Below are 17,643 nucleotides of genomic sequence, written 5' to 3'. Positions count from 1 at the left end.
GCAGAACGTTCGCCCAAGCGCGGACTCGCAGAGTCCACGCTACGGTTACGCCCGGCTGGCTACGGCGGCTTCGATATCGGCCAGGCTGTCCTTCGGAATGGCGGCTAGCAGGCCTTGGGTGTATTCGTGTTGGGGAGCGGCGTAGATGGCCGCCGCCGGGCCGCTTTCCACGATGCGGCCCTGGTGCATGACCAGCAGCCGGTCGCTCATAAACCGGGCCACGGACAGGTCGTGCGTGATGAAAAGATAGGTGATACCGAACTCGCGTTTGAGGTCGTTGAGCAGGTTCAGAACCTGCGCCTGCACCGAGACGTCGAGGGCCGAAACCGACTCGTCGCAGACAATCAATTTGGGCTGCAAGGCCAGCGCCCGGGCAATGCAGATGCGCTGCCGCTGCCCGCCGCTGAACTCGTGCGGGTAGCGCTGGAAATGCTCGTCGCGCAGCCCCACGGTGCGCAGCAGCTCCAGCACTCTAGCCTTTTGCTGCTGGCGGGTGCCGCCCACGTTGTGCACGCGCATCGGCTCCCAGATGGCCTCGCCCACGGTCAGCATCGGGTTGAGGGCCGCGTAGGGGTCCTGAAACACCAGCTGCAAATCGCGCCGACGGCGGCGCAACTCCCCGCTCGACAGCTTCGCCAAATCGGTCCCTTCAAACAGGATGCTGCCCGCCGTTGGTTCCGTGAGGCGGAGCAAAGCCCGGCCCAGCGTGGTCTTGCCGCAGCCCGACTCGCCCACGAGGCCGATGGTTTCGCCGGGGTAGAGCGTGAAGCTGACATCGTCAACAGCCCGCACGTAATCGGTAGCGCGGCGGAAGAAGCCCTTGCGGAGCGGGAAGTAAACCTGGAGGTTTTGGACCTGGAGAAGCGGCTCTGAAGCGTTGGGCGCGGGGGCTGCTACGGGCTCGGAAACGGGTGCCGAAGAAAGCTCGGCAGGGCGTGGAACATCCCCCAAAACGCCATGTTCCACGGGGAACGTTTTGGTGGTTTCAGAATTATCCCGTAACTGCTGGGCCTCAATTTCGGGCGAGGAATCCGTAAGCGCCTCATTTTCGAGCGGAAGCACGGGCTCGGGCTGGGCCAACAATTGCCCGCTGGCGTCTTCCCGCATGAAATCGGCCACTACGGGGAGGCGTTTTTTGCCCACCGAGAGGCGCGGACGGCACGCCAAAAGGCCTTTTGTGTACGGATGTTGCGGATTTGAAAAAATATCCAGCACCCTCCCCTGTTCCACGACCCGGCCCCGGTACATCACCAGAATGCGGTCGGCGATTTCGGCCACCACGCCGAGGTCGTGGGTGATGAAGAGGACGGCCGTGTTGTGCTGGCGGCGCAGGTCGTCGATGAGGCGCAGCATGCGGGCCTGCACGGTCACGTCGAGGGCCGTGGTGGGCTCGTCGGCGATGAGCAGGGCCGGGCGGCAGGCCATGGCCATGGCAATCATGACGCGCTGCTTCTGGCCGCCCGAGATTTCGTGCGGGTAGCTGCCGAAGATGCTTTCGGGGCGCGGCAGCTGGGCTTCGGTGAATAGCTCGATGGTGCGGGCCTTGGCGGCGGCTTCGGTGAGGTCGGTGTGGAGGCGCAGGGCTTCCACCACCTGGCTGCCGCAGGTGTACACGGGGTTCAGCGAGGTCATCGGTTCCTGGAAAATCATGCCGATGTCGTTGCCGCGCACCTGGCGCAGGTCGGTTTCGGAGAGTTTCAGCAGGTCGGTCTGGCCCAGCTTCTCGGACTGGAAGAGAGCCTGGCCGCTGGCAATGCAGCCGGGCGGCATCGGAATAAGCCCCAGCAGCGCCAGCGACGTCACGGATTTACCCGAGCCGGATTCGCCCACAATGGCCAGCGTTTCGCCCCGGTGCAGTTCAAACGACACGTTGTCCACGGCCCGCACGTCGCCGCGGTGGCTGGAGAAGTCAATGGTGAGGTTGGAAACGGTGAGCAGCGGGTTGGGCACGGAGGGAATTATGGGTGGCAGTTGGGGCGGTTTCGGTACGCAAGAACGTCAAGTACGCAGGAACGTGTGGTACTTTGTTCTCAAAAGCCTTTCCCATATGAGTTACGACCTGATGGTTTTTAGCCAAGAGGCAGCCCCAAAAACGAAGGCTGAATTTATGGCGTGGTATGACATCCAAACGGAATGGGCAGAGGACCATACATACAATGACCCAGCTGTCACCACTCCCGAGCTTCGGGCTTGGTTGACGGAGATGGAGCAGACATTTCCGGATATGAACGGTCCTAACGCGACCGATGACCACACGAGTGATTACGAAACGGACTATAGCATTGGCCGTGTGGTTATATATGCGGCTTTTAGCTGGTCATTGACAAAGGAAGCAAACGAAACAGCGCTTCGATTGGCGCAGAAGCATCAGGTTGGTTTCTGGGACCCCAGTTTTGAAGGCCCAATACTACTGCCTGAAAACGGCGAATTGAAGCCAATGAAGGAACCTGGCAAGCTGAATCCAGATTTGCAGAAACCTTGGTGGAAGTTGTGGTAGCGGAAATAATACTGTGCTTCTCCCCTACTACGCCAGCTTCTCAGCATCGGCAGCGACTAGGGGCTGGGGCTCGTTGGGAGCGGCGGTGGGCTGCGATTCGTTGAAAAAGCGGCTCTGGTTGAGCAGAATCAAGGCGACGCCGATGAAGATGGACGAATCGGCGATGTTGAAGATGGGGAAGCCGTTGCTGTACGAGCCGCCAATGAGGGGCCAGTATTTGGGGAAATAACCCACGTACAGCGGCACGAAAATCATGTCGATGACCTGGCCGTAGAACCAGCGCGTAGGCGAGCCTACAGGGGCGTTATTGTAGATAATTCCGTAGAAAATCGAGTCAATCAGGTTGCCCACGGCGCCGCCGAGGATGAGGGCCATGCAGGCGATGTAGCCGGCCGCCACGCGCTGGCGGCAGAGACGGATAATGTAGTAAATCAGCCCGCCCACGGCCAGCATGCGGAAGCCGGTGAGCACCAGCTTGCCGTAGGGCGCGGGCAGCTCGGCCCCGAAGGCCATGCCGGGGTTCAGCGTATAGGTGAGCTTGGCCCACTGACCGAAAATCGGGATTTCGCCGGCCGAACCGAGCTGCATGTAAGTGTGCACCAAATACTTCGACAGCTGGTCGATGGCAATGATGAACAGAGCCAGCAGGAAGAATTTAGCCGCGGAATGCTGGCGGGTGGTGAGCGTTGGGTGCATTGTAGGTGGGTTGTCCTTGAGCAGAACGAAAGGACAAAGAACGGCATGCCGCAGATTGTAGCGTGGACTCTGCGAGTCCGCGCATCGTTGGGCGATATGTCGTTCGTTCAGGCGCGGACTCGCAGAGTCCACGCTACAGTTCGCTACCCCAGATTCTCCGAGTCAGGAGCTACTAGAGGCTCGCTGTGCTTCTCAGTTGCAACAGCAGATTCTTCCTGCTTGAAAAAACGGCTCTGATTAAGCAGAATCAACGCCACCCCGATGAAAATGGCGGAATCGGCGATGTTGAAGATGGGCCAGAGCGAGACGTACTTCCCTCCTATCAGCGGCCAGTTTTGGGGCAGGAAGCCTTCGTAGATGTCGACGTAGAGCATGTCGATGACCTGGCCGTAGAACCAGCGCGTGGGCGAGCCAAACGGGGCGTTGTCGTAGATGATGCCGTAGAAAACCGAGTCAATCAGGTTGCCGACGGCGCCGCCGAGGATGAGGGCCATGCAGGCGATGTAGCCGCTGGCGGCGCGCTGCTTGCAGAGGCGGATAATGTAGTAGCTCAGGCCAAACACGGCCAGCAAGCGGAACCCGCTGAGCACCAGCTTGCCATATGGCGCGGGCAGCTCGGCGCCAAAGGCCATGCCGGGGTTCAGCGTGTAGTGCAGCTTGGCCCAATCGCCCATCAGGCGGATTTCGCCCGCCATGCCGGGCTGCATATAGGTGTGCACGGCCCACTTCGAGAGTTGGTCGAGGGCAATGACGAACAGCGCCAGCAGGAAAAATTTAGCCGCGTTTTGCTGGCGAGTGGTGAGCGTTGGATGCATTCAGACGGGGCCAAAAGTGGCGGGAGCGACGGCCTGTTTTATTACCGTCCTTTTGTACTTTTTACAACTGATTGTCTGAGGTTTTGTGCGACCAAAGACGAGCTTATTGACTGTTTGTGCGACGGAGAACTCGCCGGGGATTTCACTTCCCAGCGAGTCGTTCAGCATCAGCCAGTTGCGACCTCCAACCGAACCGGCACTGAGTAGTCATCAAATTCGAGTACGGAACCGCCGTTCACATCGGCCGCGAAAGTGAGGGCGAGGGCCTGCGTTTCGGTGCGGATGTAGTCGCCGAACGCGGCCACGGCGGCCGTGAGCTCGGGCTGCTGGTCGGCCAGCGTGACGCGGATTTTGTCCTGCACTTCCAGGCCCGAGTCTTTGCGCAGGTTCTGGAGGCGGTTCACCAGCTCGCGAGCGAGGCCTTCCTGGCGCAGCTCGTCGGTCAGGGTCACATCGAGGGCCACGGTGAGGGGGCCGTCGGTGGCCACGAGCCAGCCGGGCAGGTCGTCGGTGCGGATTTCCACATCGTCGGGGGCCAAGGTGATGGGTTGGCCATCGACTTCCACGGCGAGGCTTCCCTCCTTCTCCAGCTTCGAGATTTCGGCCGCCGTCATCTGCTGAATGCGGGCGCCCACGGCCTTCAGGCGCGGGCCGTATTGCTGGCCGAGGCGCTTGAAATTGGGTTTCACCGACTTCACCAGCACGCCGCTTTCGCTCTCGTCGTCGAGGAATTCAATGTGCTTCACGTTGATTTCGGCGCAAATCAGGTCCTCCACGAGGCCGACTTGCTCCTTGGTCGAGTCATTCAGCACCGGCACCAAGATGCGCTGCAGGGGCTGGCGCACCTTCAGCACCGACTTTTTGCGCAGCGAGTGGGCCAGCGAGCTGATGCGCTGGGCCAGCTCCATGCGCTCCTCCAGCTTCGGGTCGATGCGGGCCGTATCGGCCTCCACCAGCAGCGTCAGATGCACCGATTCCGTGGCCAGGGGCGTGTTTTTGACCACGGCTTCGGCGCGCATGCCGTCGGTCATGTTCTTGTACAGCCACTCGCCGAAGAAGGGCGCGATGGGCGACATCAGCTGCGCCACTACCACCAGGCATTCCTGCAGGGTTTCGTAGGCAGCCCGCTTGTCGGCGCTCAATTCGCCTTTCCAGAAGCGGCGGCGCGAGAGTCGCACGTACCAGTTCGAGAGCTGGTCGGTCACGAAATCCTGGATGGCGCGGGCGGCCTTCGTGGGGTCGTAATTGTCGAGGTGCCCGCGCGCTTCCACAATCAGCGACTGCAATTTGCTCAGTACCCAGCGGTCCAGCTCGCTCAATTCGGCGTGCGGCACGCGGTCGAATTCGCTGGTCTGAAACTCGTCCAGGTTCGCGTAAAGCGCATAAAACGAGTACGTATTGAAGAGCGTGCCGAAGAAGCGGCGCTGCACTTCGGTCACGCCGGCGGGGTCGAACTTGAGGTTGTCCCACGGTGGCGCGTTGGCGATGAGGTACCAACGGGTGGCATCGGGGCCAAACTGCTTGATGGTGGCAAACGGGTCGACGGCGTTGCCGAGGCGCTTGCTCATCTTCTGGCCGTCTTTGGCGAGCACCAAGCCGTTGGCAATCACGTTTTTGAAGGCTACGGAATCTTCCAACATCACGGCCAGGGCGTGCAGCGTGAAGAACCAGCCGCGCGTTTGGTCCACGCCTTCGGCGATGAAATCGGCGGGGAAATTCTTCTGGAACTGGCCCTCGTTTTCAATCGGATAGTGCCACTGCGCGTAGGGCATGGCCCCGCTGTCGAACCATACGTCGATGAGGTCGGCCTCGCGGTACATGGGCTGGCCGGTGGGGCTGACGAGGAAAATATCATCCACGTAGGGCCGGTGCAGGTCCACTTTTTCGCCGTTGGCGTAGGGGTTGTGGGTCATGACTTCGGCCGCCACGGCCTTGTCAATCTCCGCCTTCAACTCGGCGATGCTGCCGATGCAGATTTCCTCGGTGCGGTCCTGGGTGCGCCAGATGGGCAGCGGCGTGCCCCAGTAGCGCGAGCGGCTTAAGTTCCAGTCTACCAGGTTTTCCAGCCAGTTGCCGAAGCGGCCGGTGCCGGTGCTTTCGGGCTTCCAGTTGATGGTTTTGTTGAGCTCGATGAGCCGGTCCTTTACCGCCGTGGTCTTGATGAACCAGGAATCGAGCGGGTAGTAGAGCACAGGCTTGTCGGTGCGCCAACAGTGCGGGTAGGTGTGCTCGTACTTCTCCACTTTGAAGGCCGTGCCGTCGCCCTTCATCTTGATGACGATACTCTCGTCCAGCGTTTTATAGTCGGCGCCGGATTCGTCGTGGCCGTCGTAGTTCTTCACCCAGCGGCCCGCAAACTCGCCCATTTGGGGCACGTAGCGGCCCGTCCGGTCCACGATGGGGCCGAGCGTGCCTTCGGCATCCGGCACCATCAGCGCCGGGATGTCGGCCAGCTGCGCGGCCCGGAAGTCGTCAGCGCCAAACGTGGGCGAGATGTGCACGATGCCCGTGCCGTCCTCCGTGGTCACGAAGTCGCCGTTGATGACGCGGAAAGCCCGCTCCTGCCCTTCAAACGGCGTGAAATCGAACAGGCGCTCGTACTTGATGTCGATGAGGTCAGCGCCGGTGAATTGTCCGACAATTTTCCAAGGCAAGCCTCCTTTGGCAAAAAATGGCTTCTTAAAGACTTCTGCAAAAGCTTGAGGGGTTGCAGGTTCCCCTTTTCCATGCCTGCTAGTCCCGTTGATGCCATCCTCTATCCAACCAAGAGCAAGCATTTCACTGCCATGGTAGTAATCTTTACCATCGGCTAATAAATTGATATGCTCTTGCAATTTCGTGGAGTCATTACCACCGAAATACCTATTTGCTAAATTCTTAGCAATCAGAACAGTAATGGGCTCAAACGTGTATTGATTGAATGTCCGAACTAAGACATATTCGATATTCTTCCCTACTGCTAAGCCGGTATTGGCAGGAAGCGTCCAAGGCGTAGTAGTCCAAGCTAGAATAAAGATTTTCGGTTCGTCAGGTGTGATTCCCCACCGTTTAGCGCCTTCATTAAAAGCGTCAAAAAGCTTCTCCGACTTCTCATCCCGCTTCACCTTGAACTGCGCCACTACGGTCGTGTCCTTCACGTCCTTGTAGGTGCCGGGCTGGTTCAGCTCGTGCGACGACAGGCCAGTGCCGGCAGCCGGCGAATACGGCTGGATGGTGTAGCCCTTGTAGAGCAAGCCTTTGTCATAGAGCTTCTTGAGTAGCGCCCAGCAGCTCTCGATGTACTCCGGCTCGAAGGTCACGTAGGGGTCGTTGAGGTCGACCCAGTAGCCCATTTTCTCGGTCAGGTCGTCCCATTGCGCCTTGAAGCGCATGACGGTTTCCTTGCAGCGCTGGTTGTAGTCCTCCACGCTGATTTTCTTGCCGATATCCTCCTTCGTGATGCCCAGCTCCTTCTCCACCTGCAGCTCGATGGGCAGGCCGTGGGTGTCCCAACCGCCTTTGCGGGGCACTTGCTTGCCCAGCAGCGTCTGGTAGCGGCCGAAAATGTCCTTCACCGTGCGCGCCATCACGTGGTGGATGCCGGGCGCGCCGTTGGCCGACGGGGGGCCTTCGTAAAACACGAACGTGGGCTGGCCTTCGCGGCTGCTCACGCTCTTTTCAAAGATGCCGTGCTCCTTCCACCAGGCGAGGATGTCCTCGCCGAGCTGGCCGTAGTTGAGCGGCTGCTTGTATTCGGGGTATTTCATGAATTGGGTTATTATCAATTCTTTAGAACGTCATGCTGAGCGCAGTCGAAGCATCTCTACCGCTTCCGCTTCGTTCGGGCGAAACCTCACCCCCGGCCCCTCTCCCCAGGAGAGGGGAGCCTAACGGCGTGGTAGAGATGCTTCGACTGCGCTCAGCATGACGTTCTTTTTTGGTTGTTCTTCGTTCTAAATCGAGTAATCGCCTTCGTAATCAGAAGCTTTGTGCATTTCTTTCAGGTTCAGGTCGGCGTCGTCGTCCTCCTCGTGGTACGACTCATCATAGTGACGGATGAGGGCGTTATGGTCCATGTCGCCGCTCTTGCCGTGCTCAAACGTCACGAGCAAAGAAGGCAACAGTATCAGGTTCGAGAAGTTCGTTATCAACAACGACGCGGCCATGAGCATTCCCAGCGCCTTGGTGCCGCCGAATTCGCTGAAAGCGAAGATGCTGAAGCCTACAAACAACACGATGCTCGTGTATATCATGCTGGTGCCCGCCTCGCTCAACGTGACCGATACGGCATCGCGCACCCGGCCGCCGTTGGCAGCCATTTCCTGGCGGAACTTGGCCAGCAGGTGAATGGAATTATCCCCGTCAATGCCCAGCGCAATCACGAAAATCAGAGCCGTACTGGGCTTGAGCGCGATGTTGAAATAGCCCATAATGCCAGCCGTGAGAATCAGCGTGACGGCATTGGGGACAAGGGCAAAAAGCACCGTTTTGAACGAGCGGAACAGGATGAGCACCACCAGTCCTACCAGCCCGAAAGCCATGAACAGACTTTCTTTCAAGGTATTGATAACGTACTCGTTGCCCTTGGTGAAGATGATGGTCGTGCCCGTGGGGCGAATGTCCATGCCGGTGCCTTTGAAGACGCGGTTCATCTCCGGGATGATTTTCGTGTTCATCAGCGTGTCCAGGTTCTGGGAGCCGATGTCAGCGATTTTCAGGCTGATACGCGCCTTCTGGCTGGTGCTGTCGATGAAGGAGCGCAGCAGCTTGCTGTTCATCCCCGCCCCGCCGGTCGAGCCGCCGGAGTTGGCCAAGGCACTCAGGATGAAGTTCTTTTCCGAATTATCGGGCAGACGGTAGAACGACGGGTTGCCGTTGTAAAACGCCTGCGTACTCGCTTTCAGGAAAGTAACCAGGCTGACGGGCGGCGACAGCTCCGGCTGCGTCCGCAGGAACTTCTCGAACTGGTCGATTTTCTCCAGGTTTTTCAGCTTGAACAGGCCCTTTTTCTTGTGGGTATCGACTTCAAATTCCAGCGGCATCACGCCGTTGAAGTGGCTTTCGAAGAAGGCCAAATCGGAATTCACGGAGCTTTTCTTGGGCAAGTCGTCCACCATGTACGACACGGCTTCGATACGCGAGATGCCGATGGCCGCGCCCGCCACCAGCACCAGCGCGGCAATGTAGACCGTGGGCCGGCGGTCGAGTACCAAGTGGTCGAAGAACTCCAGCAGCTTGGTGAGCGGCGTGGCGTCGAGGTGCTCCAGCTGCTTGGGCGTGGGCGGCGGCAGGTAGGTAAAAACGGCCGGAATCAGAATGAAGCTGATGACGAAGGCCGCGAAAATATTGATGGTGGCCACCAGGCCAAACTGGTAGAGAATGGCGATATCAGTAAAGGCAAACACGATGAAGCCCACGGCCGTGGTCGTGTTGTTCATCAGCGTAACGAGGCCGATTTTGCGGATAACCCGCGTCATGGCCAGCATCTGGTTGCCCGATTTGCGGTAGTCGTAGTGGTAGCGCGAGAGCAGGTAGGTGCAGTTCGGGATGCCGATTACGATGATGATACTTGGAATCAGGCCCGTCAACAGGTTGATTTTGAAGCCCAGCAGCACAATGGAGCCAATGCACCAGATAACCGTGATGCCCACCACGATGAGCGGAAACAGCACCGCCGACCACGTCCGAAAGAACACCAGCAGCGTGATGCCGGTCACAATCATGGCCAGGATGGTGAAGAATTTCATCTCGCCGGCCACTTTGCTCGTCATCGTGGAGCGCACGTAGGGCAGGCCGGCGTAGTGCAGCTTGATGCTGGTTTTCTTCTCAAACTGCGCCGCAAAGCCCAGGATGTTGTTCATCACCGCCTGCCGCTTCGAGGAATTCAGGTACTTGGGGTCCATGGTGAGGGCCAGCAGCGTGGCGCCCGTGGTGGGGCTAATGAGCTGGCCCTTGTAGAACTCCACGCTGTTCACCACCCGCATCAGGCTGTCGAGCTCTTTCTGCGAGTGGGGCGGATTCTTGAAAATGGGCGCGGCTTTGAAGCTGTTCGTGGCCGTGTCTTTGCTGATATTGAGCAGCTTGCTCACGCTCAGCACGCCGTTCACGCCCTGCACCTTGGCCAGCGTATCGGTCAGAATACGAAACTCGTTGAAGTTGCCCAGCCGGTACACCGAGCTGTCCTGCATCCCGATAACCAGCACGTTGCCGTCCTCGCCAAAGGTCCGCTTGAACTGCTTGAAGTAAACCATGTCTGGGTCCTGCTCGCTCACCACCTGGGCGAAGTCGTAGGTCATTTCCACGTCCTTGGCTTTGTAGGCCATGAACACGGTGATGGCGGCCAGCACTGCAACCAGCGACAGGCGAAACCGGATGATGAAGACGGCGAGCTGTTCCCACATAAAACCCTGCAAAAACGCAAAGTTACGTAAGCGCGGCGCGGGCTGCTTTCAAGGCCATTGGCTAAAGCCCAAAAACAAAACCGCTCCCGGCGACAGGCCGGGAGCGGTAAGGCAATCGGGGTAACACGAAACGGACTATTTCACCACTTCAATCCAGCCTTTCCAGCTTTCGCCGCTGGCGCTCACGAGGCGGTAGTAGTACACGCCAGCGGCCAGTTCGGCATCGCTACCCCAGCCATCGCTGTAGTTTGCCTGCTCGAAAACCTTGCGGCCCCAACGGTTGAAAATCTGAATATCCACCTTCTCCGTGGTCACAAACGGGCGGAACGTATCGTTCTGCTGGTCGCCGTTGGGCGTGATGACGTTGGGCAGGTCGAAGCCGCGCACGGGTACGGGCACAATCAGCGAAGCCTCGCAGCCCGGGCCGTAGATGGCCGTCAGGCGGGCCTGGTAGCCGGGTTTGGGGTTGGCCGTGGCGTAAATGTGCGAGGGATTCACTTCGGTCGTGGTGGGCGTGTTGTCGCCAAAATCCCAGCGGTAGCTGGTGGCCCCGGTGGTGGTGTTGGTGAACGTAACCGGCTTGCCCACCAGGTTGGGGGCGCTGGCAGTGGCGGCCAGCACGGGCGCGGGCGGCACGGTGAACTGCACCGAGTCGCGGCCCACGCAGCCCGTGGAGTTCACCACGCGCACCAGGTAACGCACGCTGGTGGTGGGGCTAACTGTCACCGTGCGGCCCGTGAGGGTGGGCTGGCCGGGCGCCGTCCAGGTGTAGGTAGCGCCGGTGCCGGCGTCAGCTACGGAGAGGGTGGTAGCGGTGCCGGGGCAGATGGTGCGGGCCGGACCGGCCACCACCACCAGGCGGGGAATGACGCGCACCGTCACGGTATCGGTGCCCGAGCAGCCGCCCACGTTGGCGGGCGTATTGGCCGTCACGGTGTAGCGGGTGGTCACGAGCGGCCGCGCCGTCACGCTGGCGCCCGTGAGGGGCGGCTGGCCGGGGGTCGTCCAGGTGTAGGTGACGTTGGGCGTGCCCGTGGCCAGGTTGGTGGCCGAGAGCGTGACGGAAGAATTGACGCAGATGGTCTGGCGGCTGCTGGGGGCCACGCGGGGCTGCGGCACGGCATACACCGTCACGGTATCCACGGTGCTCACGCTTTGCAGGCAGTTGTTCACGTCGAATACCGTGAGGCGCACGGCGTATTTGCCGGGCTGGGTGTAGGTGATGGTGGCATTGTTGGCCAGCGTGGAGGTTTGGCCATTACCGAAGTTCCAGAGCGTGCTGGTGCCCGTGGCGGCCGGCCGGTTGAAGTAGAACGTGGCCGGGGCACACAGGTTGGCCTGGCGGATGGTGCTGGTGGCCGTGAGGGTGGGCACAAACTCGGCGCTGAGCTGCAGCACGTCCATCTTGAACGCCGCGTTGTTGTAGCCGCCCGGGTTGGTGGCCGACCAGGCGTTGGGCGTGGTGAGCACGTTGCCGCTGCCGCCACCGGCGCACATCGACTGGTAAATAATGCCGCGCTTGTCGAAGCGCGACGTGCCGCCGTCGACGTGGCAGTTGCCGTTGCCAAAATAGGTGCCGTACACCAGCGTCTGGGCGTTGGCCGAGAGCTGCCCGATGTAGAAGTAAGCCCCGATGCCATTGGAAGAAGTCCCCGAACCGCCCGTGCTCTGAATAGCGTTGGGGGTGATGGGCATATTGCCTTGGGAAGTCCAGCCCGAAATCATAATCTGGCCGCAGTTATCCACCAAGAAGGCCGTGGGCGACAGGTTTACGGTGGAACCCGGGCCGTTGCCGATGACCGTAGAATAGACGCCGGCAGTGAGGCGGGCGTTCAGCTTCTGAATGAACTGCCGGCTGCCGGGGTTCGAGTACGTGCCCGCCGTCACGGGGTAGTTTCCCAGTGTTTGCCCGTAGGTATATACTTCGCCGAAGCGGTTGAGCTGCACAAAGTGCACTTGGTCGTAGGCCGACGTGCCCAGGTACGTGCTCTGGGTCAGGTCGTCGCCGGCCGCCGAAATGCGCGCCACAAAGCCATCGGACGAACCGCCTTGGTAGGTGCTCCGGAAACCGGCCTGCACCCCCGGGAAATTGGGGCTCGACGTACCACCGGCCACAAACACGTTGTTCACGCTGTCAATCTGCACCGAATAGGCCGCATCGGCGCCGGAACCGCCCAAGTAAGAGCTCCAGATGAGGCTGGTTAGCGTTGCATTCAGTTTGCACACCACGCCGTCGCTGGCGCCGCCGCCGCTGGTGGATTGGAAATTGGTGCTGGTGACCGGAAAGTTGGTCGAAGACGTCATTGAGGCGATGAAGATGTTGTTGTTCCGGTCCACCGTTACGTCGCCCCGGTAGTAGTCGCCGTAGTTCACCCGCAGCGGGCTGGGGTCCTGCAGCTGGCCATCGAGGCCGCTTCCCCCCAGAAACGTCGAGCCCACCAACGCCGAGCCCGCGGCATTCAGCTTCGTGAGCACGATGTCGGTTCCGCCCAGGGTGGTGTCGTAGGCGCCCGGCGTGGTGGGGTAGTTGCCAGAGTTGGTTGAGCCCAGAATAATCAGGTTGTTGTTGCGGTCCACCACGAGGCTGTGCGGGTAGTCGCTGCCGGTTCCGCCCATGTAGGTGGCATACACCCGGCTGGCCGGGCCCGTGGTGGCGCGCGGGTCAAACTTCATGATGCCCATGTCGATGCCGCTGTTAAAGCTCACGTCGTAGGCCCCCACGGTGGTGGGGTAGCCCACGCCAAACACCGTGCCCCCCGCGTAGAGGTTGCCCACCGAATCGTAGGTAGCCGTGAAGCCGAAGTTGCTGGTCGAGCCCGTGTAGGTGGAATACACCAGCACGGGGTCAATCACCAGCGGCAGGCGGTGGTTGTAGCCCTGCGGGAGGGCAAAAGTGACGGTGTTGTCCTTGCCCAGCGCGTAGTCGCAGGCCACGCGTTGCCGGCGGCCGTCCACCAGCTGGTAGGCGTAGGGGCGCTGCTCCACCACGGTGCCCACCGTAGTACTGATGTTCAGGGCCCCCTTCACGATTTGCAACTTGGTCTGGCCCTCGTAGCGCAGGGCAATGCGCGAGGCATCGGCCCCGGCGGCCACTTCAAAATCGTATTCCAGCACCCGCTCCTTGCTGTAGAAATGCAGGTCGATGCCAGGGTAAAGCGCTGCGTAGCGCACCTCGCCGTAGCCCGGCACGTTGCTGGCCCAGCGGCTCTTGTCGTTGCCCAGGAAGTAGTTATTCAAACCCGGCAGCTTTGCTTCGCCCTGCACGGCGGCCTGGGCGCTGGCCCCTAAAAACGTGGTGGAGTAGGCATGCGCCCGAACGCGCTGCTTGTTCGAAACCCGTGCCGACAACTCGTGCAGCTTCTCTACCTGCTTGCTGTCGTAGAGCGACTGCACCAAGCGGCCGCGCTCCAAAAACAGGCGGCCCGCATGCACATCGGCGGCAAACAAAACGGGTTTTTCCCACTGGTTCCGGTTGGCCACAAACTCAATAGCGCTGGCCGGGGGTGGACCTACGGGCGCGGGGTTTCCCGCCAGGGCGGGCAGCGAAGCCAGTAGCAGCCCCAACTGTAAAGTAATTTTTTGATGCATAAAAAGGGAGAAGGAGTAAAAAAAGCCAGCAAAACCGCAAGCAATAAGCTTACCGGTTTCACTGGCTCCGACTGATTCAGATGAATTTAGGGTGAATTATCTTTGTTAAATCACATTAAATTATAACTGCTCAAATATCCGGCGCGGGCTCACGGCCTCGCCGATGTAGGCACGCAGCTCCGAAATGGCCATGCGGGTTTGCTCGCGCGAGTCGCGGTGGCGCACGGTCACGGTGTTGTCTTCCAGGGTCTGGCCATCCACTACGATGCAGAAGGGCGTGCCAATGAGGTCCTGGCGGGTGTAGCGCTTGCCGATGGCGTCGCGTTCTTCCAGCACGAGGCGGAAGTCGTACTTCAGCGCATCAAAGATTTCCTGGGCCTTCTCGGGCATGCCGTCTTTGCGCACCAGCGGGAAGATGGCGGCCTTCACGGGAGCCAGGGCGGGGTGCAGCTTCAGGAAGGTGCGGGTTTTGGTTTGCTGGGCTTCACCCTCGCCTTCCGTGATGGTTTCTTCCTGGTAGGCGTTGCAGAGTGTGGCCAGGAACAGGCGGTCGGCGCCCACCGAGGTTTCCACCACGAAGGGCACGTAGTTGCCGTAGGCCTTGCCGGTAGCGGGGTCGATGTCGGCGTCGAAGTACTGCTGCTTTTTGCGGCTCAGGTTCTGGTGCTGGGTCAGGTCGAAGTCGGAACGGGAGTGGATGCCCTCGATTTCCTTGAAGCCGAAGGGAAATTCAAACTCGATATCCACGGCAGCCTTGGCGTAGTGGGCTAGCTTGTCGTGGTCGTGGAAGCGCAGCTTCGCGGCCGGCAGGCCAATGGCCTCGTGGAAACGGCGGCGGGCCGCCTTCCAGGTGTCGTACCACTCGCCTTCGGTGCCAGGACGCACGAAGAACTGCATCTCCATCTGCTCAAACTCCCGCATGCGGAAGATGAACTGCCGGGCCACAATCTCGTTGCGGAAGGCCTTGCCGATTTGCGCGATGCCAAACGGAATCTTCATGCGGGCCGACTTCTGCACGTTCAGGAAGTTCACGAAAATACCCTGGGCCGTTTCGGGGCGCAGGTACACGGGCGGCGCGTCGCCGTCCACGGCCGAGCCCTGGGTGGAGAACATCAGGTTGAACTGGCGCACTTCGGTCCACTTGCCGGTGCCCGACACGGCGCACTTGATGTCTTCGTCGATGATGAGCTGGCGCACGCCGGCCAGGTCGTTTTCCGTCAGCAGGCGGCCCATCTCGGCGGTGAGGGCGGCGCCGCGAGCGGGGTCACCGGCCTTTTCGTATTCGGCGGCCTTTTCTTCGAGCAGCACGTCGGCGCGGTAGCGCTTCTTGCTGTCGAGGTTGTCAATCATGGGGTCGTTGAAGCCGGCCACGTGCCCGCTGGCCTCCCAGGTGCGGGGGTCCATGAAAATGGCGGCGTCGAGGCCCACCACGTTGCCGTGCAGTTGGGTCATGGCGTCCCACCACAGGCGCTTGAGGTTGTTTTTGAGCTCCACGCCGTTGGGGCCGTAGTCATACACGGCGGCCAGGCCGTCGTAGATTTCCGAGGACTGGAACACGAAGCCGTATTCCTTGGCGTGGGCCACGATATCTTTTAGTTGTGCGGGTTCTGCTGCTGGGTTCATGCCCGCAAAAGTAGGCCGATGCGGCTGAAGCTGAAACTTGTGCGTAGAAGGCGCGCCCGCCTGTCATCCTGAGCGCAGCGAAGGACCTTACCACGCCCGCTCGTTCCACGATGGCCTACTACGTGTACATTACTACAAACCCAGCCCGCACGGTGCTATACATTGGCGTCACCAATAATCTGCGGCAGCGCTTAGCGCAGCATTTCCAAAACCGGGGTATCCCCGAAACCTTCGCAGGAAAGTATTTCTGCTACAATCTCATTTACGCTGAACAATACGCCGACATCGATGCCGCAATAGCGCGCGAAAAGGAATTAAAGGGATGGACTCGCACGAAAAAGGAAGCACTTATTACTTCAACAAATCCTACCAGAGAATTCCTAATAGCTTAATAACAAACTCGATATACTGATGATGCACACGGCGAAGACGTGATAAGGTCCTTCGCTGCGCTCAGGATGACAAGCGGGCGCGTCACAATTCGGTAACATATCCACAGTCAGCCCTATTCCTACCTTTGACGCATGATTTCAATCAATTTCCCACAAAACCGCCTTTTATGTTTGGTTTAGAACCTCACGTGCTTCTGCTTCTCGGCATTTGCCTGCTGGCCGCCTGCGCGTTCGAGTTCGTGAATGGCTTCCACGACACGGCCAACGCCGTGGCCACTGTTATTTACACCAACGCCCTGCGGCCCTGGGTGGCCGTGGTGTGGTCGGCTTTCTGGAATTTCATCGGCGTGTTTGCCGGCGGCATCGGGGTGGCCATGGGCATCATTTACCTCTTGCCCGTCGAAACGCTGGTCGACCAGAACGTGTACCACGGCATTGCCATGGTGGGCGCGCTCATCCTGGCCGCCATCATCTGGAACGTGGGCACCTGGTACTATGGCATTCCGGCGTCGAGCTCGCACGCGCTGATTGGGTCGATTCTGGGCGTGGGCATTGCCTTTTCGCTACTGCCCGAGTCGAAGGGCGCGGCTGTGAACTGGAGCAAGGCTAGCGAAACCGGCGTTGCGCTGCTGGTGGGGCCGCTGCTGGGCTTTGCGCTCACCATCGGCCTCATGTTCTTGTTCAAACGCTTCGTGCGCAGCAAGGCCATTTTCAAGGAGCCGCACAAGCGCAAGCCGCCACCCCTCTGGATTCGCCTCACCCTCATCACCACCTGCACGCTGGTGAGCTTCTTCCACGGCTCGAACGACGGGCAGAAGGGCGTGGGCCTGGTGATGCTGATTCTGATTGGTATTGTGCCCTTCCGCTTCGCCCTCGACGAAACCAAGAACCCGCTCGACCTGCGCCAGTCGCTCACCAAGATTGAGTACGTCATGGGCCGCGTGAACCGCGCCGAACTCAGTCCCAACGACCAGAAAATAATGGCCGACATCCAGGCCAAAACCGACGACCTGGACCGCATTTTCGCCGGCAAAACCGATGTGAAGCAGCTGCCCCAGCAGGCGCGATTTGAAATCCGCCGCGACGTGCTGCTGCTGGCCAACCAGTCGAAAAAGCTGCTCGACTCGCCCAGCGTCAGCCTCAGCACCCAGGACCGCAACACTTACGATGCGGCCACCAAAGAGATGAAAACCTTCACCGACTACGCCCCCTGGTGGGTGTTGCTGATGGTGAGCCTCTCGCTGGCTGTGGGCACCATGATAGGCTGGCAGCGCATCGTGAAAACCATTGGCGAGCGCATCGGCAAGGAGCACCTGAGCTACGCCCAGGGCGCCAGCTCCGAGCTGGTGGCCGCCGCCATGATTGGGGCCAGCACCTTCCTGCACCTGCCCTCGTCCACCACGCACGTGCTCACCTCCAGCATTGCGGGCAGCATGGTGGCCAGCCGCGGCGTCAAGAACATCAACCCCGGCATGGTGCGCAGCATCGCGCTGGCCTGGGTGCTCACGCTGCCCGTCACGGTGGTGCTCTCGGGCTTGCTGTTCCTGTTGTTCCGCGCCTTGCTCGGCTAACGAAACGCTGTCTTCAAAACGCAAAAAGGCTGCCCTTCAACGGGGCAGCCTTTTTTGTGCTTGGCAAATTAGCAAAACCGG

General features: G+C 60.1%; 10 protein-coding genes. 3 read left to right on the top strand and 7 right to left on the bottom strand.

What is annotated here, in order from left to right; genetic code table 11:
- Positions 1-45: 45 nt before the first annotated feature.
- Complete coding sequence (locus tag MTP16_RS06155; protein WP_243516819.1) at positions 46-1,950, bottom strand: ABC transporter ATP-binding protein; 1,905 nt, start codon at positions 1,948-1,950, stop codon at positions 46-48.
- Between the two features lie 97 nt (positions 1,951-2,047).
- Between MTP16_RS06155 and MTP16_RS06150 the strand changes: the two genes are divergently transcribed.
- Complete coding sequence (locus MTP16_RS06150; RefSeq protein ID WP_243516817.1) at positions 2,048-2,497, top strand: M14 family metallopeptidase; 450 nt, start codon at positions 2,048-2,050, stop codon at positions 2,495-2,497.
- A gap of 27 nt (positions 2,498-2,524) precedes the next feature.
- On the opposite strand, the gene MTP16_RS06145 is transcribed toward MTP16_RS06150, so the two are convergent.
- The 6 genes from MTP16_RS06145 to MTP16_RS06120 all read right to left on the bottom strand — a co-directional run bounded on the left by MTP16_RS06145 (position 2,525) and on the right by MTP16_RS06120 (position 15,599).
- The gene (locus MTP16_RS06145; RefSeq protein WP_243516815.1) at positions 2,525-3,193 is read right to left on the bottom strand and encodes a lipoprotein signal peptidase; all 669 of its coding nucleotides are present in this window, start codon (positions 3,191-3,193) and stop codon (positions 2,525-2,527) included.
- A 143-nt stretch (positions 3,194-3,336) separates the two neighbouring features.
- Complete coding sequence (locus MTP16_RS06140; protein WP_243516812.1) at positions 3,337-4,008, bottom strand: lipoprotein signal peptidase; 672 nt, start codon at positions 4,006-4,008, stop codon at positions 3,337-3,339.
- A 167-nt stretch (positions 4,009-4,175) separates the two neighbouring features.
- On the bottom strand, positions 4,176-7,754 hold the full coding sequence (gene ileS / locus MTP16_RS06135) for an isoleucine--tRNA ligase (protein ID WP_243516811.1): 3,579 nt from the start codon (positions 7,752-7,754) through the stop codon (positions 4,176-4,178).
- A gap of 186 nt (positions 7,755-7,940) precedes the next feature.
- On the bottom strand, positions 7,941-10,388 hold the full coding sequence (locus MTP16_RS06130) for an efflux RND transporter permease subunit (protein ID WP_243516809.1): 2,448 nt from the start codon (positions 10,386-10,388) through the stop codon (positions 7,941-7,943).
- Positions 10,389-10,523: 135 nt separating this feature from the next.
- Entirely contained in the window at positions 10,524-13,976 is a 3,453-nt protein-coding gene (locus tag MTP16_RS06125; RefSeq protein ID WP_243516807.1) for a DUF7948 domain-containing protein, read from the bottom strand.
- 120 nt (positions 13,977-14,096) lie between these two features.
- The gene (locus tag MTP16_RS06120) at positions 14,097-15,599 is read right to left on the bottom strand and encodes a glycine--tRNA ligase (protein ID WP_243516806.1); all 1,503 of its coding nucleotides are present in this window, start codon (positions 15,597-15,599) and stop codon (positions 14,097-14,099) included.
- 110 nt (positions 15,600-15,709) lie between these two features.
- On the opposite strand from MTP16_RS06120, the gene MTP16_RS06115 reads away from it, so the two are divergent.
- Positions 15,710-15,991 carry a GIY-YIG nuclease family protein gene (locus MTP16_RS06115; protein WP_243516805.1) on the top strand — a complete coding sequence of 94 codons (282 nt, stop codon included), beginning with the start codon at positions 15,710-15,712 and terminating at the stop codon, positions 15,989-15,991.
- A 167-nt stretch (positions 15,992-16,158) separates the two neighbouring features.
- A complete protein-coding gene (locus tag MTP16_RS06110; RefSeq protein WP_243516804.1) occupies positions 16,159-17,562 on the top strand; it encodes an inorganic phosphate transporter in 1,404 nt (467 codons plus the stop codon).
- The last annotated feature ends 81 nt before the right edge of the window (positions 17,563-17,643 follow it).

The sequence above is a fragment of the Hymenobacter monticola genome (assembly GCF_022811645.1).
Taxonomy (GTDB): Bacteria; Bacteroidota; Bacteroidia; order Cytophagales; family Hymenobacteraceae; genus Hymenobacter; species Hymenobacter monticola.
This window is presented reverse-complemented; position numbering and strand designations above follow the sequence as displayed.